The 22,702-nt window shown below is 36.5% G+C and carries 17 protein-coding genes; 5 read left to right on the top strand and 12 right to left on the bottom strand.

The features are described 5' to 3' along the window. Nucleotides 1-163: 163 nt before the first annotated feature. The 3 genes from AC3HD6_RS01120 to AC3HD6_RS01130 form a co-directional block, all read right to left on the bottom strand. Nucleotides 164-2,869 (bottom strand): outer membrane beta-barrel protein, encoded by a 2,706-nt coding sequence (locus tag AC3HD6_RS01120; protein WP_488894680.1) that lies wholly within the window; start codon nt 2,867-2,869, stop codon nt 164-166. A 76-nt stretch (nt 2,870-2,945) separates the two neighbouring features. Further along, nucleotides 2,946-3,365: an SH3 domain-containing protein gene (locus AC3HD6_RS01125; RefSeq protein ID WP_045500166.1), complete on the bottom strand. Its 420-nt coding sequence runs from the start codon at nt 3,363-3,365 to the stop codon at nt 2,946-2,948. 10 nt (nt 3,366-3,375) lie between these two features. Beyond that, nucleotides 3,376-3,864 (bottom strand): BON domain-containing protein, encoded by a 489-nt coding sequence (locus AC3HD6_RS01130; RefSeq protein WP_488894681.1) that lies wholly within the window; start codon nt 3,862-3,864, stop codon nt 3,376-3,378. A 220-nt stretch (nt 3,865-4,084) separates the two neighbouring features. Between AC3HD6_RS01130 and AC3HD6_RS01135 the strand changes: the two genes are divergently transcribed. Both AC3HD6_RS01135 and AC3HD6_RS01140 read left to right on the top strand, forming a co-directional pair. Next, nucleotides 4,085-5,335: a dicarboxylate/amino acid:cation symporter gene (locus tag AC3HD6_RS01135; RefSeq protein WP_488894682.1), complete on the top strand. Its 1,251-nt coding sequence runs from the start codon at nt 4,085-4,087 to the stop codon at nt 5,333-5,335. A 3-nt stretch (nt 5,336-5,338) separates the two neighbouring features. Continuing rightward, nucleotides 5,339-6,061 (top strand): phytanoyl-CoA dioxygenase family protein, encoded by a 723-nt coding sequence (locus AC3HD6_RS01140; RefSeq protein ID WP_488894683.1) that lies wholly within the window; start codon nt 5,339-5,341, stop codon nt 6,059-6,061. Nucleotides 6,062-6,162: 101 nt separating this feature from the next. Here AC3HD6_RS01140 and AC3HD6_RS01145 read toward each other — a convergent pair whose 3' ends face one another. Further along, nucleotides 6,163-6,999 (bottom strand): FN3 associated domain-containing protein, encoded by an 837-nt coding sequence (locus AC3HD6_RS01145; protein WP_488894684.1) that lies wholly within the window; start codon nt 6,997-6,999, stop codon nt 6,163-6,165. Nucleotides 7,000-7,394: 395 nt separating this feature from the next. Between AC3HD6_RS01145 and AC3HD6_RS01150 the strand changes: the two genes are divergently transcribed. Next, nucleotides 7,395-9,737 (top strand): TonB-dependent receptor domain-containing protein, encoded by a 2,343-nt coding sequence (locus tag AC3HD6_RS01150; protein ID WP_488894685.1) that lies wholly within the window; start codon nt 7,395-7,397, stop codon nt 9,735-9,737. 238 nt (nt 9,738-9,975) lie between these two features. On the opposite strand, the gene AC3HD6_RS01155 is transcribed toward AC3HD6_RS01150, so the two are convergent. Further along, on the bottom strand, nt 9,976-10,431 hold the full coding sequence (locus AC3HD6_RS01155) for a hypothetical protein (protein ID WP_488894686.1): 456 nt from the start codon (nt 10,429-10,431) through the stop codon (nt 9,976-9,978). A gap of 148 nt (nt 10,432-10,579) precedes the next feature. Between AC3HD6_RS01155 and AC3HD6_RS01160 the strand changes: the two genes are divergently transcribed. Together AC3HD6_RS01160 and AC3HD6_RS01165 are read left to right on the top strand one after the other, a co-directional pair. Further along, nucleotides 10,580-11,686 carry an Mrp/NBP35 family ATP-binding protein gene (locus AC3HD6_RS01160; protein WP_294328817.1) on the top strand — a complete coding sequence of 369 codons (1,107 nt, stop codon included), beginning with the start codon at nt 10,580-10,582 and terminating at the stop codon, nt 11,684-11,686. Nucleotides 11,687-11,734: 48 nt separating this feature from the next. Then, on the top strand, nt 11,735-11,983 hold the full coding sequence (locus AC3HD6_RS01165; RefSeq protein ID WP_002977212.1) for a NifU family protein: 249 nt from the start codon (nt 11,735-11,737) through the stop codon (nt 11,981-11,983). Between the two features lie 122 nt (nt 11,984-12,105). Here the strand turns inward: AC3HD6_RS01165 and AC3HD6_RS01170 are convergent, their stop codons facing one another. The 7 genes from AC3HD6_RS01170 to AC3HD6_RS01200 all read right to left on the bottom strand — a co-directional run bounded on the left by AC3HD6_RS01170 (nt 12,106) and on the right by AC3HD6_RS01200 (nt 22,564). Then, nucleotides 12,106-12,534 (bottom strand): hypothetical protein, encoded by a 429-nt coding sequence (locus tag AC3HD6_RS01170; protein WP_488894687.1) that lies wholly within the window; start codon nt 12,532-12,534, stop codon nt 12,106-12,108. A gap of 15 nt (nt 12,535-12,549) precedes the next feature. Beyond that, nucleotides 12,550-13,623, bottom strand: a complete 1,074-nt coding sequence (locus tag AC3HD6_RS01175; protein WP_488894688.1) for an efflux RND transporter periplasmic adaptor subunit — start codon at nt 13,621-13,623, stop codon at nt 12,550-12,552. Nucleotides 13,624-13,635: 12 nt separating this feature from the next. Beyond that, nucleotides 13,636-16,788 (bottom strand): efflux RND transporter permease subunit, encoded by a 3,153-nt coding sequence (locus AC3HD6_RS01180; protein ID WP_488894689.1) that lies wholly within the window; start codon nt 16,786-16,788, stop codon nt 13,636-13,638. Nucleotides 16,789-16,803: 15 nt separating this feature from the next. Continuing rightward, nucleotides 16,804-18,189 (bottom strand): TolC family protein, encoded by a 1,386-nt coding sequence (locus AC3HD6_RS01185; protein ID WP_488894690.1) that lies wholly within the window; start codon nt 18,187-18,189, stop codon nt 16,804-16,806. Nucleotides 18,190-18,257: 68 nt separating this feature from the next. Next, nucleotides 18,258-18,665, bottom strand: coding sequence for an HYC_CC_PP family protein (locus AC3HD6_RS01190; RefSeq protein ID WP_488894691.1), 408 nt, complete (start codon nt 18,663-18,665; stop codon nt 18,258-18,260). A 172-nt stretch (nt 18,666-18,837) separates the two neighbouring features. Next, entirely contained in the window at nt 18,838-19,227 is a 390-nt protein-coding gene (locus AC3HD6_RS01195; protein ID WP_488894692.1) for a DUF3060 domain-containing protein, read from the bottom strand. A 298-nt stretch (nt 19,228-19,525) separates the two neighbouring features. Next, nucleotides 19,526-22,564, bottom strand: coding sequence for a choice-of-anchor I family protein (locus AC3HD6_RS01200; protein ID WP_488894693.1), 3,039 nt, complete (start codon nt 22,562-22,564; stop codon nt 19,526-19,528). Between the last annotated feature and the right edge of the window lie 138 nt (nt 22,565-22,702).

Below are 22,702 nucleotides of genomic sequence, written 5' to 3' on the forward strand. Positions count from 1 at the left end.
TGGAAATCGGAGAGTTTTAGTAAACTTAAGTGTACTTCTCAAGCAGTTAGTAGTTACTTTAAAAGAACTTAAGTGTTCAAAAACTTTTGTGACTTTGTGGTTAGCTAACAAAAAAGCCGGAAAATTTTCCGGCCGTTTATGAAAATATATAAAAGTATGGTGTTTATTTCTTTTTCGGTTTTTTACCTGCAAACTTATTAATCTTCATACTCAGAGAAAACATAATGTACCGTTTCAGGATTAAATCTTCACGGTCTTCAAAATAAGAATCCGTAATGGTTCTTTTTACACTTTGATTTTGATTCAGTACATCATATACCTTTATTTTTGCGGTCAGTTGTTTATTGTAGAATGAATATCCAAGGCTGGCATTCCAGAAATAGAAATCCTTTTTAAATCCGGGAGCAATATTGGAGTTCGTATTGTAGGAGAGGTCATTGCCAATGAAAAAAGTCTTTTGGAACAAATAATTCGTTAGTTCAACCTTAAGAGATTGGCTGGTGGTGTTTACTTTGTTTACATTATAATTGGTGTAATCTGAAAAGCTATAACCAAGGCTGTAGGATGGTTTTATGGTAAATATATCTTTTATTTCATAATTCAGATTAAGGCCCGGATTGAAATTGTATGCTCTGCTTGTAAATGCTTCACCATTGATAAATCCGTTATTATAATTGTAATTCATGCTGAACCTTGGAGCAATTCTAAGTTTATGGTCGTTCCATTTGAATGTTTTGGTGAGTCCCATACTGAAGCTGAAGTTTTTATTACCACTGATATTGCTGTAGGTGATAATCTGCCTTCCGGAATTATCATATTTGGAATAATTGATAACATCGTTGTTTCTATAAGTAAACCCAGCCATGATGTGGTAGTTTAAATTCTTAACCATATTATAGCTATTGAAAGATACACTTGTTTCGTTGGTCCAGGTATTTTTAAGGTCAGGATTTCCGGTATTGGTAATAAGGGGATTAGATTCATCCTTATAGGGAATCAGCTTTCCGGCATCAGGAATTGTGAAACTGGAAGAGTTGGATATAATTAATGATTGACGATCTGTAAAAGAATATCGGAAATTGGTTGAATATTTGGGTAAGACAAAACTTTTCTGAAGATTATACAGTTGTCCGTTAAAAACTGAATTGACATCCATCTCTGAAATATCAATATTTACCGTAGCCCAGAGACCGAATTTCTTTTTATAAAGATAGTAAGATAATTCAGGGGTAAATTGATTGATCTTTTGATCCATACTGTTAGAAAGGCGGGTGTTGTACTGAGAATATTGCCCTGTAACAGGATCAAAATCATTAAAATCTCTTATATCTCGGGTTAATTTTGAGTTGTATTGCAGGCCGATACCTATGGTGGCAGAATCTGAGATTGGCTCTGTATATTTGGCCATAAAACTATAATTATTATCCTGAGAACGGGTTTTCTGTAATTGATTACGGTTATCGGTAGTCATCCCGGAATCCTTAAAAAAAGTATTCAGTGACTGATTGATATTATCATTATTAGATTCTGTAATAGAAGTATTCATCATGGCCATCATTGACCTGTTTCTTTTCTTGAAATTTTTGAAAAAATTAATATTGGGGCTGAAAGTATTGGTCTCTCCTTTAGTTTGAGTGATATTTTTACTTTCATTTAAAAGTTTTTCATCCTTTAAGGTTGATGACGCGGATTGTCCCGAGCTGAAAGTTTCTGCTTTTGAAAACGAAGGTGCGATATAAATATTAGTCAATGAATCCAGTTTTATGCCCACAGAACTATTAAAAATATATTGTCTGGATTCATTCTCATTATTGCTTTCAGAATCTGTTTTAAGAGTAGAATCCGGAAGAAGTGTTGTCTTTGAAGCTTTGGACCGGGTTTTAGTATTAGAGTCTGTATATTGCAGGCTGAGGTTGTCAAGATTGGCATCTTTCCCAAGTTTGTCATTGTAATTCAATCCAAAACTATTGAATTTTTGAATTCCGCCTCCCTGCTGACCGCTGCCACGTCCCATTGTATCAAAGATCTGATCTCCGGAGCTGCTTTTTGAATTGATATTATTGGCAGATGCTAATACACTGATTTTGGTATCTCCTTTAAAGTAATTTAAAAATACATTTCCTTCATACCGTTTATCAGAACCATATCCGGCCAGTATTTTTGACATAAGACCCTTGTTTTTCTTTTCATCAATATTGAAATTAATGGTAGTATTTTGAGATTTCGGAGCTCTTTTGGTGAATTCTTCTTCTTTAGTTTTGGTAGTTGTAAATTGAATATTTTTAATGATGTCTGCAGGAAGATTTTGTAGGGCAGTCTTTCCATCTTTGTCAAAAAAAGGTTTTCCATTGACCATAATCTGGTCTACAGCTTTTCCGTTGACGGTAATTTTCCCATCATTCCCAATTTCCACTCCTGGAATCTGTTTCAAAAGTTCATCAATTTGACTGTCTGGCGGAACTTTAAGAGCAGAAGCATTGAATTCTATAGTGTCATTCTTTACTTTCACCGGAGAAACCGTAATCTTCACCTCATCAAGAGCAATGATTTTCTTTTTTTCAAGTTCTATATTACCCAAAGATAATGACTGCTGAATATTTTCAAGTGCTTTTGAATACGATAGTTTTTCAGTATCAATTTTTAAAAAGGAAGGTTCTTTTACCTCATCGGTCTGCAACGAGAATTTACCTTCTTTATTGGTTGCTGTATAATTGATAATGGTGGAGTCTTTAGCCTTTAGCAGATATATGGTGGCATTTTCTACAGGTTTTTTTTCCGGATCGGTTACTTTTCCATCAATATATAGTCTTTGAGCGTATATAATTAAAAAATTACACACCAAAAACACGAATAATAAGATTTTCTTCATTGAGCTTTCCAAAGCGTAAAAATAAAAAAACATCCCAATATAGGGATGTTCCTTATGAATATTTAAAAAAATATTTTTATGCTCTTAAATATCTTGAATAAGCATATCCTTCCTGACCGTCAGCAGTTTTCACTTTCCACCAGTCATCAGAAGTCTGCTCAATTAAAGTTACAGCAGAACCTTTTGCAGCTTTTCCTACTACAGCAGCTTCAGTAGAAGGCTCTTGTCTGATATTCAGATTAGATTCATCTGTAGCTACAGTAAGAGAAGCACCTGAAGCAAGACCTGCAACCTGTACATCGATATTGATATCTGAAGCAGAATAAGTAGAATCAATAGCACCTAAAGCATTCCAAACTGCATCTTTTGCAGCTGTATTGGAAGCATCTCCGGAAACATATAAAATTCCGTCTTGTTCCTGAACCTGTAAGTTTGAAATCCCAGCAGATTGAGCTGCTGAAACTACGCTTGAATATTTATCTTGTAATGTACTCATCTTAATTTAATTATTTTACTGTGTAGTTAAATTTAACTTTACCAACTTTTAAAGCGTCAACAGACTGCTTGATTTTTTTAGCTTGTTCCTTAGAAACGTTTCCTGTAAGGGTAAGCTCATCATTGATAACTTCTACTTTTACAGTAGGGAAATCTTTTACTGCATCCTGAACTTTTTTCTGAACAGCAGGATCTACAGCAGATTTAGTTTCAACAGGTGCCGGAGCTGGAGTTACTTCAACTTTAGACATATCCATTACATCTTTTACTCCTTTAATTGCCTTTAATTGAGCAATCATAGCATCCTTAGACGCTTGATCTGCGAAAGTTCCGCTTAAGTGAGCTACACCTTCTTTTACTTCAACAGAAGCATTGGGATTAGAAGTTACTACAGTTGTAGCCTGAGTCTGAAGATCGGCATCAGAAACTTTTTTCTTGCAAGAAACTGCCCCGAAAGATACAGCTACAGCTAATGCAGCCATTGCGATAGTTTTTTTCATATTGTATATTTATTAATGTTGTTATACAATCAAATGTAATAATAAAATTTGTACCAAAAGAATAAAAATTCAATAAATGTTTCTTAATTTTTTTACAATATTTTCTGAACCAGCGATTTAATTTTTATGTTTCAAAAACTTATTGTGGCCTTAGCATGATGAGAATAAAATATTCTGCCAATTCAAAAACCATTATATTTGCGCAAATTGAACTATATATATGAAAGGACAGAATAAACTTTTTATAGCAATTATCATCGCACTTATCCTGGGAGTAGGAATTGGAGGAATTGTACATGTGCAATATCCGGAAAGTGCAGAACCTTTTTCAAAGAATATAAAACTATTGGGAACGGTTTTCATCAGGTTGGTACAGATGATTATTGCGCCTTTGGTATTTACTACACTGGTGGTAGGAATTGCTAAAATGAGTGACATCAAAATGATCGGAAGAGTAGGTACAAAAGCAATGCTTTGGTTTATTTCCGCTTCTTTGGTTTCCCTTTTTATCGGGTTGATACTTGTTAACTGGCTGGAGCCGGGACATGTAACCAAATTACCCGTACAGGACGTTGCTTCAGCAGAAGATCTTTTGAAAAGCAGTAAAAGTTTTTCATTAGAGGACTTTGTAAAGCATATGATTCCTAAAAGTTTATTTGAAGCCTTTGCCACCAACGAAGTATTGCAGATTGTAGTATTTGCGATTATGTTCGGAGTTGCTTTAGCTAATTTAGGAGAAGAATATTCTAAACCCGTAGTAAAACTTTTTGATATTATTGCTCATGGTATCCTTAAAATGGTAGGATATATCATGTGGTTTGCTCCTCTTGGAGTATTGGGAGCCATTGCCGCCGTGGTAGCGACCAATGGTTTTGAGATCTTTAAGGTTTACGCCATCTATCTGAGAGATTTCTTTTTTGCATTGGGCGTACTTTGGCTGGTTCTTTTATTGGTAGGATATTTTATCTTAGGGAACAGACTGTTTGATTTATTAAAAAGAATTAAAGAGCCATTACTCATTGCATTCTCTACGACCAGTTCGGAAGCCGTATTTCCAAAATTGGTAGAAGAGCTTGAAAAATTCGGATGTAACAGCAGAGTAGTCTCTTTCATTCTTCCTTTAGGATATTCCTTTAACCTGGATGGGAGTATGATGTATATGACATTTGCTTCTATTTTTATTGCTCAGATTTATGGAGTAGAAATGACCATCGGGCAGCAGATCACCATGCTTTTAGTATTGATGCTTACTTCTAAAGGGATTGCAGGAGTTCCGAGAGCGTCTTTGGTGATTATTGTAGCAACCTGTTCAATGTTCGGGATTCCACCGGAAGGTATTGCTTTAATCTTACCAATTGACCACTTCTGTGATATGGGAAGAAGTATGACTAACGTATTAGGAAATACACTGGCTACTTCAGCAGTCTCGAAATGGGAAGGGCAGTTAACCGAACCTTTAGACAAAATTTAAATAATGAGTTTAAACAGCTTATCAACTTATAAAAGCCATATTGAGAAATATGGCTTTTCAGTTATTAATGAAGTATTTTCTGATGCAGAGGTTGCTCAGATTATCAATGTTCTGGACAACATAGATACATCAAAAGAGAATTTCAGAAAGTCCGAGGACTTGTTTGCCATAAGACAGTTCTTAAAGGAAGTTCCGGAAATTAAAGATTTCATCTTTAATGACAATATCAGAACGATCATCAATGAAATTTTTGGTGACCGGTATTTTGTAGTTAAAAGTATCTATTTTGATAAACCTGAAACCTCCAATTGGTATGTTGCTTATCATCAGGATCTGACGATTTCTGTTGATAAAAAGCTGGAGCTATCTGGTTTTGGTCCGTGGACGACAAAACAGAATCAGTTTGCTGTACAGCCGCCATTGGATATTTTAGAGAGTATTTACACCATCAGAATCCATCTGGATGATGCGGATGAAAATAATGGAGCGTTAAAAGTGGTTCCGGAATCTCATGCTAAAGGAATTTACAGACCGGAAACTATAGACTGGACGATAGAAAGAGAAGAAATCTGTAAGGTAAATAAAGGTGGTGTGATGTTGATGAAACCACTTACACTACATGGTTCAAACAGAACTACGAACGGAAAGAAAAGAAGAGTAATTCATATTGAGTTTTCTGATAGAGAACTTCCGGAAGTCCTGCAATGGGTAGAAAGAATGAATTAATAAAAAAATAAAGACCTTCGAAATTTTCGAAGGTCTTTATTTTTGGGTTGAAAAGCTGAAGTGAGCTATTGGGGCTGAACCTTCATCTCCAATTATTCTTACTATTTTACAGAAATTTCATCTACAAAGATATATGTTTCGCCACCTGTTTTCTGACGCCAACCGGGAAGTTTTCCAAAATAATAAGCTTTTACTTTAAGATATCTTGCTTCGGTAGGAAGAATTTCAGTGGCAAAATCCTTGATCTGCACCTTTTCATCTTTAGGATCAATATCACTGTTGATAGTATCCAGAAGAATAAAATCTTTTGAATTCATAGAGGCATAATATTCCACTTTTTTTGGCATTAAGATGTGGGCTTTATGGTCCTGAAGATAGGTAGAGGAAATCTGGGTGATTTGCAGAGGAGATTGAAAATCGATTACAGTTTCAAAATTCTGCCCTAGATAACCTTGCCAATCTCCTTTTCGCCAATCCAGATCACCTTTGATTCCATCAATTAATGCGAGTTTTCCGGTAGCTGTATATAGAGGATCAATTTTTGATAGGGTAGTGATCTCCCAATAATTAGGTCTTCTGTTAAAATTAGCTGTTGTTACTGAACTTTTTTCTCTTTTTCTTTCTGCATAAGCCTGAACCTGTGTTGTTTTACTAATAACGAAAGGCTTTTTGTAAACTGTGAATTTCTTTTTTTTGTTGGTATCACTCGCATCTATAGTCAAATAATAGATTTTATCAGCCGAATTCGATGAAGTAATCTCAACCTTGGTAGAAAAATCAAAGATTCTGTCTGCTTTAACGGCCGGAGCGGCAATGACCTGCTGAAAAGTATTTGTTGGATCATTGGTTTCCATCTTTGGATCCATATGCTGAGAATGATTTTGAGCATCTATAATCTGGATCAATAATAAAGACAATGCAAACAGTCCTTTTTTCATATTCTGATATTAAGAACGGGTATAAATCAAGTACAGTACCAAATATGAAAAGAGGGGTGGGAAATTGAAAAAGAGTGGGCTGGAAGATGAGAGATGGAAGATGGAAGTACTGTCAGGAGATATGTAAATTTCAGTTTATTGATTGTAATTAATTCATAAGTTTAGAAAGAGGTTTGGGCTTGAAGTGGGAAGCAGGAGGTGCTGTTAGATTAGGAGTAACTTGTTATCTGTTGATTATAGTTAATGGATAAGTTTAGAAAATCTTATTAAAAAAATGTCGTTCGTAGCCGGGGTTTAATAACTTCATTCTTCCAACCACCAGCTCATTTTTTTCTTAACATGTAATAAAACTCAGTATCAGCTTGTCTTATATAAAACCATGATTATTAAACCGCATGAAGAAGATACTAGTTTCAGCCATTATTTTATTACCAGCCGCTTTTTTTTCTCAAACTATAACAGGGAAGATCACCCACTCTGGAAAAGCAGGTTCCTATGTGGAAATTATAGCTGTAAAGGATCAGAAAAAGCAGACTGCCATTTCTGATGAAAAAGGAAATTATTCATTGAAGCTTTCTGAAGAAGGGAATTATACTATAAAACTGCTTCAGGACGGAATGGAAGTTTCCCATACAGATATTACGGTGAATGGGAATGTAAAGCAGGACTTTTTCATTGAAGAAAAAAAGGAAAAGCAAATTGAAGGGGTAACACTTACTGCTAAAAAAAAGCTGATTGAAAGAAAAGCTGACAGATTGGTTTTTAATGTGGCCAATTCTGTTGCTTCCCAGGGAATGGATGGAGCAGATGCATTGGCTACAACACCTTTAGTGAAAGTTGATGAGAATGCAGGAGTTTCTATTGCAGGGAAAAGCGGCGTTGCCATTATGATCAATGAACGAATTCTGAACTTATCTTCAGCCGAACTTGTAACCTATCTTAAAAGTCTCAGATCAGAAAATATAGAGAAAATTGAAGTGATCACTACGCCGCCTGCTAAATATGAAGCTCAGGGAAATAGTGGTCTTATCAATATTGTTCTGAAGAAAAATCAAAATCTGGGCTGGAGCGGAAGTCTTACGACAAGCTTTCAGCAACAGACTTATCCTGGCTTTTCAAACAGTGCAACGATCAATTATCAAAATGAAAAATTACGTTCTTCATTAAAATTGAGACAAAGCAAATACCAAAAACATTCTTTTGAAAACTACAGAATAACGGGAACAGAAGGACTTAAAAGCCATGATGACAGGAAAGATTTTGGAGATGGACTTGGAGCTAATTTGAGTGTTGATTATCAGTTAAACGGAAAATCAAATGTAGGCTTTATTTATGATTATGGATTTGGACATTCCAATATGGATGTTGAGAATACTTCGGATTACTTTCAGAATGATCAGTATACCAATACACTTTCTACTTACGCTGAACATAGGGGGAAATCTGCACAACATACAATAAGTGCTTACTATGACTTTAAGTTTGGAAAGCAGGATAATAAATTGAGCATTACAGGGAATTATTTTTCTAATCTCCCTAAGACGACTATAGATTTTACAACGATAGAAAACTCCGGGAATGAATTTGTTGTGAGATCACCATCAGTGGTGGACTATAAAATTTATTCAGGGCAGGCAGATCTTACCCTGCCTTATGAATTTGCTAAAACAGAAGCTGGAATAAAATTTACCAATTTCGATAATAATTCAAGTATCTTTTACCAAAACCTTGAGAATGGAAGTTATGTAACGGATGTTTCGAAAAGTAATGAATTTAAGTATAATGAGAAAAATTATGCTGCTTACTTCAGTCTTGAGAAATCCTTCAATGAAAAATGGTCGGCAAAAGTAGGGCTTCGTTATGAATATTCTGTAGTGAACGGAAATTCTCTCACTTCCGGACAACAATCGGAAAGTTCCTATGGAAATTTTTTCCCTACCGCTTATGTGAGTTATAAGAGTGATGAGAATAATACATTCAGTCTTAATTATTCCAAAAGGATTGATAGACCTGGGTTTCGTGCCATCAATCCGTATCGCTGGTACACCAATATAAATTCTTATTTTACCGGGAATCCTTTCTTACAGCCGTCTATCAATCATAATTTTGAATTTTCCCATGTCTACAAAGGGAAATTATCCACTACCCTTTATTTTCAGAGAACATTGGATGGATTTGGACAGCTGGCCAGCCTGTCCGGGGAAAGCAGAACGAGTACTTTTTTCAATTACTATAACCAAAACAGCATAGGTGCTACAATAAATTATTCCAATACATTCTTTAAACGTTGGGAAACCAATTATTCTGCAGATATTGCTTACAGCAGTATGGAGGTGTTTGCTACAGATGCCTTAACAAAGAAAGGATATAGCTATGTGTTCGATTTTCAGAATAATATATCGCTGGATAAGAAAAAAAATATTCAGCTTATTGCCAACTATTGGCTCCGTCTTCCTTCCAATTTTGGAAATAGATATTCTGCTTTTGTAGGAAATTTTGTAGCAGGATTCAAGATGAACCTTATGGATAAAAATCTGCAGATGAGTGTCATTGTTTCCGATATTTTCAAGCAGGCAAGAAGTAGAGGGGAAATCTATTTTACAACCGGAACACATTATTTTAATAATTACTATGATGCCAGAAGGCTTACTGTATCAGCAACCTATACTTTCGGAAATAAAAAGGTAAAAGGAGTACGCCGTAATGTGAATTTTGACGAGAAAGATAGAGCGAATTAAGGCTGGAAGCAGGAAGAGTGATGCTGGAGGTATTGTCAGGTTGTTGATAAGTTGCAGTTTACTGATTACAATTTATTGATAGGTTTTGAAAAGAAAACTGGCTGGAAACGGTATGTAGGAAGTACTTTTATTCTTACAATAACTAATTGTATTAAAGGTTGATATTTTAGTTAAATAAAACTTTAGTTGTTAATAAACTACTATAAATTCCAGCCTTCCTTTTCCAACTTCCTTCCGACTAAACCTCGCCTTCAAAAAAGTTATTAAGATATTCCAACTTATGACTTTCATGCCCTGCAGTTCCCAGGTATTTTTTCCATGCCTGGGACTCATGGTAAACAATGCCCATTTCCCAGACACAGTAAGTCGGGAGGTGGGTTTTATTTCTATCCCATATTTCAAATTTTCCACTTCCGTCATAGTAGACGCTTTCCCATAATTCGTTTTCACTTCGCCATGTACATATCAAAAGAAGATAATTTTCTCCACATCGGTGCATGATCACAAATCCAAGATCTTCGATATTTTGAAAGTTTTCACCAGCATTTTCAATACATGTTTTGGCATTCTGAATATCCTGTGAAGAAACCTCAGCAGAATCTTTAGCCAGATCATACCATTTGAATCTTGTTTTTCCTATAGTGAATATTTCTTTTGGTAATGCATATTTAGATGGGTAAGCAATAGTTTCCATAGATTTTGTTTGATGGCGGATGGTTCCTATGATGAAAAAACAGGATAAACAAAATTTTTAACGATCTGATTTATCACCTGATATTATAGATTTTATTGATTCTAAATTACCGAAAAAAAACGTAAATTTGTAAACAATTTATATTTATATGTTGACGAAAGAAAAGGTTCAGGAATTCCTTAAAGAAATAGAAGTAGATGATTTGGTGAATAATCTTCAGATTATGGGTAATGATGTTTATATTGACATGACGGCTCACTCACCAGCAATGCACGAAAAGAAAAAACTGGAAGCTGCCATGAAGCAGGCTTTTGCCAGTGAGTTTGGAGAAGACGTTCATTTAAAACTTAAAATAGTTTCTCCAGAACCAAGTGAAATTCAGCAAAGCCAGATCAAAGGAAAACAGATTCCTGGGATTCAAAATATTATCGCTATTGCTTCCGGAAAAGGAGGAGTAGGGAAGTCTACAGTTTCTGCAAATATGGCAGTAACGTTGGCAAAAATGGGTTTTAAAGTAGGATTATTAGATGCTGATATCTACGGACCATCAGTTCCTACCATGTTCGATACAGAAGGCGCAAAACCAATCTCTGTAGAAGTGGACGGAAAAAATATGATGAAGCCTATTGAAAATTATGGAGTGAAAATGCTTTCTATTGGATATTTTTCCGGAGCTAACCAAGCGGTAGTTTGGAGAGGACCAATGGCTTCAAAAGCATTAAACCAAATGATTAGAGATGCTGCATGGGGAGAATTGGATTTCTTATTGATTGATCTTCCTCCAGGAACAGGTGACATTCACTTATCTATCATCCAGGAAGTTCCTGTAACAGGAGCCGTGATCGTAAGTACACCTCAGCACGTTGCTTTGGCAGATGTAAGAAAAGGGATTGCCATGTTCCAGATGGAGAGCATCAATATTCCGGTTCTTGGATTAATAGAAAATATGGCGTATTTTACACCAGAAGAACTTCCTGAGAATAAATATTATATCTTTGGAAACCAGGGAGCACAATATCTGGCAGAAGATCTTGGAATTCCTGTATTGGGAGAGATTCCTTTGATCCAAAGCATCAGAGAAGCAGGAGATGTAGGAAGACCGGCTGCTCTTCAGGAAGATTCTAAAATTGCAGAGATCTATACTGAAACAGCAAGAAAAATGGTAGAAAGTCTTGTAGAGAGAAATAAAAACCTTCCTCCAACAGAGGCTGTGAAGATCTCCACAATGGCAGGTTGCTCACCAAAAGCAAAATAATAGTAACTTTCAATCAAATTTGAAAAAACCGAATTGAACTGAAAAAATATGGAAACAAACATAACGCACGAAGATACAGTAACAAGAGTAATGGAAGCTCTGGAAAGCATCAGACCGTTTTTGAACAAAGACGGTGGTGATATTGAGCTTATTGACGTGAAGGATAATCAGGTTTTTGTAAAACTTCTGGGTAACTGTTCCGGATGCTCGCTGAATTTTTCAACCTTAAAATTAGGGGTAGAAAATACAATCAAACAACATGCCCCGGAAATTGAAAAGGTAATCAACGTAGAATAATACTCTATCTGAGATAGTAAAAAGACAGGCTTTTGTATAAGGCCTGTCTTTTTTGTTTCTGTTTAAAAAAGGCTTGATAATTAATGGTTATCAAGCCTTAAACAAATAATTTAAAAATATAATTATGAATTCTGAGTGAGAAATTTCTTATAATTCTCCTCATTTTCAAAATAAGCTACTTCACCTTCATCACTGATCATGACAATATAAGCATCAGCTTTATCAATTGTTTTTCCGGTGTATGGATCAATAGCTTCTCTGGCTGTTTTATCAGATGGAATACGCTTTACGCACATTTCACAGCATCCATAGTACATTTTTCCGTTGTGGGGAACTTCAATCTGCTTTTTGCCCATATAAGCATTGTTAACCATGCATACTGTTTCATTGGGAACATGACTACCTTTTACATACTTTCCTGAGGCTGCAAGCTGAGGTTGCTGTTTCTGCACGGTTGCAGTTTCCGAACTTTTTATTTTCTCTTTACTACAGGCATATAAAGCCATAGTACTGAAAAGAATTAAAAATGTGTTTCTAACTATTAATTTCATGATAATATTATTTAATTAAACTTCCTTCTGTAATTTCTTCGTTTGCTTTTTAACGATGTGATCTCCTTCGGATAACTCTCCAAAAACTTCAATAGTATCATTCAGAATTCTTCCTTTTTTAACCGGAATGAATTTGGCTTTTCCATGGTCTTTTTTAATAATATAAATTCCCATATTACTTTCTACCACAGCAGATCTGGGAATAAAAAAAGTTGCTTCTTTATTCTGTAGCGGGATGATAGATTCAGCAATCATAAAAGGCTTTAATTCTCTGGAATGATTGATAAAATCGGCTTCTATTTTTTCTGAACGAAGCTTAAGATCTAATGATCCTGCTTTTCTGGATATTGTGGCTTTGAAATTTTTCTCAGGAATAGCATTGACCCGGAATGAGATGGTATCACCCACATTGAGATAAGGAATATTTGCTTCGGAGACCGATAAACTAAGGCGAAGCTTTGACGTATTTTGAATAACCATAAGTGGTGTTCCTCCCATAGGACCTACATAAGCGCCCAGGTCTACATTTCTTTCCGTGATTATTCCACTAAAAGGAGCACGGATAACCAGGTATTGATTAATATTCTGAAGTTCACGATACGCAGATCTTGCTGCATTTACTTGTGCTTCATCAGAGAGTTTACGGGCAGTGATCTGATCCAGTGCATCTTTTGCAATGGCTCCTTTTGTTTCATTGGCTTTATACATTCTGCTGTAGCTTGATTTTGTAGAAGCATAGATGGCTTCCTGTGCCTGCCATTTTGCTTTCGCATTAGCAGCTTGAGATTGTATTTCCGGAGCTTCCAAAACCATGAGAACCTGTCCTGCACTTACATAAGAGCCAATATCTACATTGATCTTTTTTACATAGCTCTGTACTTTGGCAAATAATGCGGTTTCCTGATCCGGAACCAATTCACCGGGAAGTTTAAGATCTACTTTGGGATTACTTTTTTTTATAGCTACTGTTTCCATGCTAGTCATCATCATAGGCTTGGCTTCTTGTTGAGCTGTTTCTTTTTCTTTGCTGCAAGAAGCAGGAATAATCATAAGGGTTAGAATAGCAACGGTGTATAATAGATTTTTCATTGAGTATAAAAATTATGGGTTGGAATTAGAATAATGAATACTTTCTTCATCTTCAGGATCTAAGGAAGGAGAAATAGTGCCGGCATTTTTTTGGATCCATCCAAAGACAAGGGGAAGAATAATCAGAACAGAGAAGGTTGAAAAAATAAGCCCTCCGATCACAGCACGTCCTAGCGGAGATACTTGGTCACCCCCTTCTCCGAAGCCTATAGCCATAGGAAGCATACCGGCAGCCATAGCAAGAGTTGTCATAATAATCGGGCGGATACGAAGTTTTGCCGCTTCAATGCCGGCATCCAGTGCATTTCCTGTTGATTTTCGAATGGTTTCGGCATTGCTTATCAATAGAACAGCGTTGGCGATAGAAACTCCAACGGACATAATGAGTCCCATATAAGACTGAAGATTCAGGGTAGAACCTGTCAATTTTAGTAATGCTAATGATCCTACCATGACAAAAGGAACTGTTGTTAAAATAACCAATGAAACACGGAATGATTGAAAGGTAGCCGCAAGCATCAGGAAAATTACCGCAGCGGCGATAAGAAGTCCGGAAGAAAGACTGCTCATGGTTTCATTCAAGACAGGAGCCATTCCGGAAACTTCAATATTAATTCCTTTCGGAAGCTCACCAAGAGATTCGATGGCTTTTTGTACGTCTTTGGAAGCTTGTTCCAGATCTGTTTTATGGAGATTAGCTGTAACAGTAGTGTAGCCCATTGTTCCCAAATTGTAGCTTTCTCCCAATTCTTTTGCAGAGCTTATAGTGGCCACATCACCCAAAACAGGTCTATCTGAGTTTTTGGATAACGGAATATTAGCCAGCTCTTCTTTGCTGTTGAGAATATTTTGGGGAGTCTGCACCTGTACATCATAAGCAATTCCCATCATTCCGCCTACCCAGAAATTCTTATTGGTATATCGGGTAGATGCGGTAGCTGTTACCAGTGATTTAGCAATATCCTGTGCATCCAATCCTAATTGTGCAGCTTTTACCCTGTCAATATTAATTTGTAATGCAGGATAGCTCATAGATTGTGGGATTTGCTGATCCCGCATATATTCAATTTCTTTTAATTTGGCTAAAAGCTTTTCCGCATACATTCGGTTCATTTTTTTCATCATCCCTGAAATTCTGATCTCAACAGGAGTATTGGTTCCCTGGCTTAAAATCTTTTCCGTAAGTTCAATGGGTTCAAATGAGATTTGAAGATCCGGCATTTTTTCCTTGTAATACTTTCGCAATTCGTCCTTCAATTCATCAGAATTACCGTTGAATTCTTTTAAGGCAACCTGCATTAAGGCTTCGTGTGGACCTGCATTATAAAGATAAATAGGACTAACAGCGAATGTTGAAGGATGCTGGCCAATAAACACAGATGAAATAGCGATATTGTCTTTTCCTACTTTATTTTTCAGATGCTCCAGAAATTTTTTAACTTTTATTTCGGTAACTTCAATACGGGTTCCTTCTGCAGCTTTTATACGAACCTGAAACTGTCTTGAGTTAACAGCAGGTAATACATCTTTTCCAGTTTTCTGATACAATCCGATTCCTAAGCATAAAACAGCTGCAAGGCTTATACTCACGATAAGCTTTCTTCGTTTCATGAGAGAGGATAAGAATGTGGTAAAACGGTCTCGGAAGCTGTTAAACCAATTTGCATTGTGATTTTCACACATCTTAGGATCATGCTTCATCAGCCAGTTAGCCATCACCGGAACAAAAGTCTGTGATAATATAAAAGAGATAATCATCGAAAATCCTATGGCCATTGCTAAAGGCATAAATAAAGATCCGGGAATGCCAGTCATCATAAATGCAGGTGCAAATACAGCAAGAATACAAAGCATGATGAGTAATTTTGGGAAGGCTATTTCTTTACAAGCATCCCAAATAGCCTGTGCACGGTTTTTTCCCATCGCAAAGTGCTGGTGGATATTTTCAATGGTAACCGTACTTTCGTCTACCAATATTCCTATTGCGAGAGCAAGTCCTGATAAAGACATAATATTAATAGACTGTCCGAATAATTTTAGAAATAATACTCCTGAAATAATTGAAATCGGAATGGTCATAATCACAATCAAAGCCGCTCTGCGGTCATTAAGGAAAAGCATCACCATCAACCCAGTAAGCAAAGCTCCTAAAATACCTTCAACCGCTAAGCTTTTCAAGGCATTTGAAATATAAACAGACTGATCGAACTCATAGGAAATCTCCACATCATCCGGCATATTTCGTTGAATTTTCGGGAGTGATTGTTTTAATTTGTTGACAACCTCTAAGGTAGAGGCATTGCTGGCTTTGGCAATATTGATGTATACAGAACGTTTTCCGTCTATAAGAGCGTATCCAGTGGCGATATCAGCTCCGTCTTTAACAGTAGCCACATCTTTGACGTATACATTATCTGCAGTTCCTTTAAATAAAGGAATATCTCCAAGTTCTTCCACTTTTTTTACCGTATTATTAGTAGGAGTGAGATAATTGGTCTCACCTATATAGACATTTCCTGATGGTGAGGTAATGTTATTTCTGCTGATGGCTTCTACTATCTGTTCAGGTGACAATTGATGAGCCCGTAGTTTAACAGGATCTACATTCACCTCTATGGTACGCGGGCTTCCCCCAAACGGTGGAGCAGTAGTAAGCCCCGGAATAGCAATAAGAAAAGGACGGGCATTGAAATTCGCTATATCCTGAAGTTCATTATTTGTTTTCGTATTGCTTCGGAAGACAAGCTGTCCTACTGGCTGTGATGAGGAATCAAAACGAATAATGAAAGGTGGCGGGGCTCCGGGCGGTAAAAACACCTGTGAGCGGGTAGAAAGTGCATTGATTTGTGCAATAGCTTCCCCCATATTGGTTCCTTCATAGAAATTAACTTTCATGAGGGTGAGACCCTGGGTATTTTTAGATTCAATACTTTTAATACCATTGGTGAATAAAAGCATATTGACATACATTTTGGTAAAATAGCCTTCCATCTGTTGTGGCGTATATCCATTAAAAGAATGGGCAACATACACTACAGGAAGATTCATTTCAGGAAGAATATCTACTTTTACTTCTTTGGCAGCTTTGATTCCGAAAAACAACAGCCCCAATACCAATACCATTACAGATATTGGCCTGCGTAATGCAAACTTTATAAGATTCATGTTTAAATTTTTGAATTAATGAGCAATTGCTTTGGTAATCAGTGATAGGTCTCCTTTGGAAGCTGCCATCAGTACTACAGCCTGCCAGGAATTGTTCTGGGCAATTTCATAGTTGATTTCAGCCCGGTTCAGAAGATATAATGCCTGTGTAAAATCTACAATAGTCGTTAATCCGTTTTCGTACAGTGCTTTTTGTTGATTAAAGGCATCGGTAGCGGACTGTAACTGGATTTTGGATTCAGTTACTTTTGACAAAGCATTTTTATATTTCAGATCTGAAAGGCTCTGCTGATTATAAAGTTCCTGCTGGAGGAGCTGATAATCCACATCCAAAGTCTTTGTAATCAGTTTCTGTTCGTTTATTCTGGCATTATTCCTGTAAAAATCAGTAAGGTTCCAGCTGAGATTGAATCCTACAATATAATTCATCCTATTGATGCCAATACCTTCAAGATAAGATGGGGAATACGCAGAATTATCCTGAACATAGTTCCATTCGAAACCGGATCCACGTCCCTGAAATGAACCAAACATTGAAAGTGAGGGCAAAGCAGATTTATTGAGATAACCTTCCTGCTGCTTACTCTTATTAATTTTTTGAGTCACCAAAAGACTGCTGGGATGTTGATCAAAAGAAGAGACTTCCTGGATGAAAATGGGAGTATTTTTACTGAAATAATGATCCAGTTGATAGTCTCTGAAGTTCTCTGCCAGAAGATCTGATAGTTTTTGATTATAATCAAGAACATGGTCATTGGCATTGATGATTGCAGTTTGTGCATTTGACATTTCTGCTTTGGCCAGTGATGCATCTACTTCTGGGATCAGCCCGCTATTGGCTCTTGCCTGGGCAATCATATAAATGACCTCTGAACGTTTGTGGTTTTCCTGTTGTACATGCTCAAGACGCTGACTTACAAGAAGATTGAAATAAGCGGCGGCGGCCTTTATCTGCTGCTGAAATATTTCCTGTTTCAAATCTGCTTTTTGAAGCTCCACATCAGCTGTTTCTATATTTTCTTTCGCTTTAAGTTTTCCAAAAGTATAGACATTCCAATTGATATTGGCCAGATATAAGCTTCCAAAAGCTGCATTCCAGTTTTGTTCTGCCAGAGGCATGGAAGTGGAGGCAATACCTGAAACTCCCATATTGTACATAGGTCCGTTTTGGGCATTGATGGTTCCGAAACTCTGCTGAACAGCCAATGTTACTTCCGGCAAATAGTATGTTTTCTGAAGCTTAAGTCTTTCCTGTGAAGCCTGTATATTGATTTCTTTTTTTTGAATAGACTGATAGTTTTTTTCGGCCCTGAGAAGTACATCCTCTAAACTCGTCAACTGAGCAAAGGATAGTGCAGGGCAACTCAGCCATAGGATAAGTGCTCTGAATGATAAATTCATAGAATATTTTTAGAATTAAAATTGAAAAATAATTGTCCCGATCGGGATCACATAGGATTCAATCTATTCTAAATTCTATAAACACAATGAAGGATAAAAAGAGAAGGGTAGTTGAGATGGTATTTTGAAGGATCAAAATAAAAAGTATGGTTTTCAGCATCAAGAGCAGATACCGAATCAAATACAGCACCCAGATTATAATAAGGAATCGATGCCGATAAAAACTTAACAGGAGAGTTTTTGTAGGAGTGAGGAAGGTTATCTTCTTTGCAGATCTTTTTTACTTCCAGTTTACAACATTTACTGTGATTTTTTTCTTTGTTGGCACTGCATTTCGGACAGTCTAAATCAGAGAGTTTTTTCAGACCTACATGTACTTCACTTGCATTCCCTTTACACACATGTTTACTCGTAGTAAATCCCGAAGAAACTACAATATAAAGAAGAATAAACAGTATGTGAAAGACTCTTTTCATTTCGCGGGATAAAATTAGAATGAATAAAAATCTTGGTGTTATATAATTATGGAAGAAGTTTATACTTTAAGGGAAATAAATTCTATTTCTATTGAAAATAATCGTTGATTTAAACTATTAAAAAAGACTCAAAGATATCTTTGAGCCTTAGTTGTTTAATGATATGGGTAAATTATTGTTTCACCACTTTATTTCCCACTCCTGTAAGAGAAGCATTAGGTTTTCCTGATTTTGTTCCTGAAGTTCTGTAGTATACCGTATTATTACCTCCTTCTATGGCAACATTATCCACTTTATCAATATATATTTTGTTACCTGTTCCCGAAACTGAAATCTTCCTTGCACTTCCTTTAACTGTTACTGTATTATCACCTCCCGAAACCTCAACATTTCCACCATTAAGACTATAATTGAGGGTATGGCCTACACCGTCTACCTGTATTGTTTTTCCATTAGACTGCTCTACTCCTTTCGTAGATTCTGTTTTTCTGGATTGAGAAAATGCTGTTCCTGTTCCTAGTAACAGAATTGCTAAAATACCTGCTGTTTTAATACTTTTCATATTGAATTTGGTTTTTGTTGTGGGTAAATATAAGTACAAAATAATTTTCTCATAGTTAATCAAAAGTTAAATGATTGCTTTTTTAGAAGATAAAGAAAATCTATTTCAACGGTGGGGATAGGTTATTGTTTTAAATCCAAAGATTTTAGTTTAATCTAAGAGACAATCCTTGTCAAGGTTTTAAACCTTGACAAGGATGTTGGTGGTTTCAACCTCTCTTCCAGTGGTATAATTTAAATAGATCCTAATAAAAAAGCCCCTAAAAATAGAGGCTTCAATCAAATCGTAGAATGGTATATTATTTTACAATAATTCTTTTAAGATGTCCTTCTGAAGTTTTTACAAGATAAACTCCTGTAGAAAGATTTGTAGTACTGATTGTAAGGGCATTTTTTTCTTTTCTAATCAGTTTTCCGGACATATCATATAATTCGTAATCCTGTTTTCTGTTGAAATATAAAATATTTCCTTTATTAACAGGGTTCGGGAATACATTGAATGTTGCTTTTTCGGAATTTACTTCACCAGTGGTCAAAGTAGGAGGTAGGGCCACTTCATACATTGATAGTGTTCCGCTGATCTCATTGGCAATAATAACATATCCTTTATTAGTGGTGGTATTTTCAGGAGCAATATAAATAATTCCTTCAGGACCATTATCTCCACCGTAAGCTGAGGTAGAACGAGAATGTTTATAATCTGTAAACGTAGGATTATTTGGATTCGTGATATTATAAACCATTACACCACCAGTTCTTTCCAGGGTAATGAAGGCATAGGTTTGCCCATGGATCGTTCCAAGAGCTACTCCTTCCGGTTCTGGACCTTTTGCACGGCTTCTGCTTTTAATGGTATTGGATTCATTATCTGCATTGAAGATCAATGGTTGTTTGTCTGCAATATATCTTTCAAACTGATCTCCACTGTCATATACCTGTTGCTTTGTATCTGCATTGAAAATGGAGAATGAGCGGGCTCCTAAAGCTGCAATTTCTTCAAAATCTGTATCTCCATCAGTATTTCCTGTAGCAGAAGACACTCTGAATCTTCCCAGGTTGTGAGAAGCTTTTAAGATATTCGCATTTGGGAAAATTGTAGGATCTAGGGTGTAACTGTTAGCCCCTACAGTAGTTCTTTCGCTGTATCCGGAAAGATCTTTTTCATCTCCTTCATTGGCAGTTACAATATAGTGGGTGTTTCCTATCTTATAATTTTGTACGGCATCAGGAAGATAATAGGCTTTTACAGGCCAGTTGGCGATAAGAACCTCACCATTATTGTCTGAAGCATCAAAACCGTTTCCAGGAAGGTTCATATCTTTTTTTCCAAGCCCCCAGACTCCTGTGATGCTTTTAGTAGCAAGATCCACCTCAGCAATCGCATTGTTTTCCTGAAGGGTAACCCAAGCTTTTTGACTGTCTGCACTTACTGTAACATATTCCGGCTCCAGATCCTGGGAAAGGGTATTGTTGGTTCTTACTTTTCTTAGGCCTGTAGCGGTTAAAGCAGCCACTTGTGAATCAAAATTATTAAAATTTAATGTAGTTACATTGCTTTGCGTGAGGTTACCAATTCCGCCTGAAATATCAATGATACTGATGGTTCCTTCAGGGTCTACCGTATAGGCATCATTAGGTTCTCCTTCGTTGGCTGTAATTACTTTTGTTCCGTCAGGTGTAAAGGTGATCATATCCGGTAAGGCTCCTACAGTGACTTGCTTTAGGAAATTTCCATTGATGTCAAAGAACACTACAGAACCGTTTTGTTGTGGATTGGTATTGGGAGATGCTGCTGCAATAATTCCATTTTTAACAGCTATACTGGTGATTCCACCATAAGGAGCCATATTGATGGTATTCACAACCAATGGAGCAGTAGGGGTATTGAAATCAATAATATCAAAAACATCGGTAAGAGAGCTGATGGTAAACAGTCTTTGGGTAGCAGGATCATGAACTACAATCTCCGTAGAACTGTTGTTGTTTCCGGAAGGATCAAAGCTTCCGATATAATTCAGTTTGATCTCATTAGAAGGAACGGGTGCTGGTTTATCGTTATCTACAATATAAATCGTTGCAGAATTATCTCCTGAAATGGTTGCACCTGTTGGATCTTCAAGGCTTATTACAAAATATTCAGCCTTTTGTTCTTCCAATATATCATCAATAATGGGAATATTGACAGTATAACTCGTTGTGGAAGGAGTGATATTGATGGTTTGATTGGCTAAAGTAAAGTCATTGTTATCTGCAGTACTAAAAGGAGCAGGTTTTACAACAAGATTTACCGTTGAAGCTGAAGGATTGGCTACATTGATTTTGAAAGCCAGTGTTCCTGCATTTTCCTCCACCTTGATGAAATTTTTCTCAAGAGAAATAGAGGTTCCGGCAGTGGTAAATGTAGAAGAAGTGACTGCTGTTACGGCATTATCACTGAAATCTTCAACAGTATTGGGCTTAAGCGCCAGGTAATACATTTGTCCCGGCACTAAGCCGGAAGTTGGGATGATGGTGATGACGTTGTTGCTAAAAGCTGTCGTGAATGGAACTTGTGTACCTGTAGCATTTCCAAGACGGAATTCTACAAGGTTTTGTGCATTAGAATCGGTTATCGCAGAGTTATTTGTTAATCTTACATTTTCATTAAAGGAAATAGTAGGATTTACAGTTGTTGAAGCATTATTGGTATTGTTGATAGGAAGATAAGTGGCTGTTGGTGGAGTTGTATCGGAAGTTCCTGTAGGTGTTGCATCTACTGTAAAATTATCAAAACGGTTGTTACCACTTGTTCCGCCACCTGTTGCAGAGAATTCAACTTTTAATTTAAAATTGGGATTATTGGAAACTCCTGACACCGCAGAAAAATCAAAAGTGATCAATTGTGGATCGGCATCTTGTGGACTTACCGTTTGATAAGGGATAAAAGTAGTTCCATCCGTTGTATAAGACCAGGCTTGTGTTCCGGCTCCCTGTCCGGATCTTCTTGTTGTAAACTTTACAATGACACTATTGTATCCGGTTGTAGGCAGATTAAACTGTAATCCGCCGCCAATAGGATTGTTGAATCTTAAATGTGTTCCCGGTAAATCTCCATTTCTTGCATTTAAATTATCAATACTGAAATTTTGTCCGGTTCCTCCTGCAAAATCTATTACACTTGTTCCTCCTGCTATTGCTGAAAGAGAGCCGTTCACCAGTGTAGATGAAGGTGCAGTGATGGCGGTTTCGGATGAATTATTATTAAAATTCCAGTAATGAATAAGTGTCTGCCCAAATAGCCCGCTCTGGAAAAAGAATGCAGCTACGACAGACCCTTTTAATAGGTAGTTGTTGATCATTTTTGATTTCAATTAGATAGATACAAAAATGAACTTTATGTTTGTCAACTATTTTAATGGAATTTTAATAAATGTTTAAAAAATAGGTCTGTTTCTGATAAAAGAGAGAATAATGATAGACTTATGTTTTAGATTTAG

It is taken from the genome of Chryseobacterium sp. II3a (genome assembly GCF_057815135.1).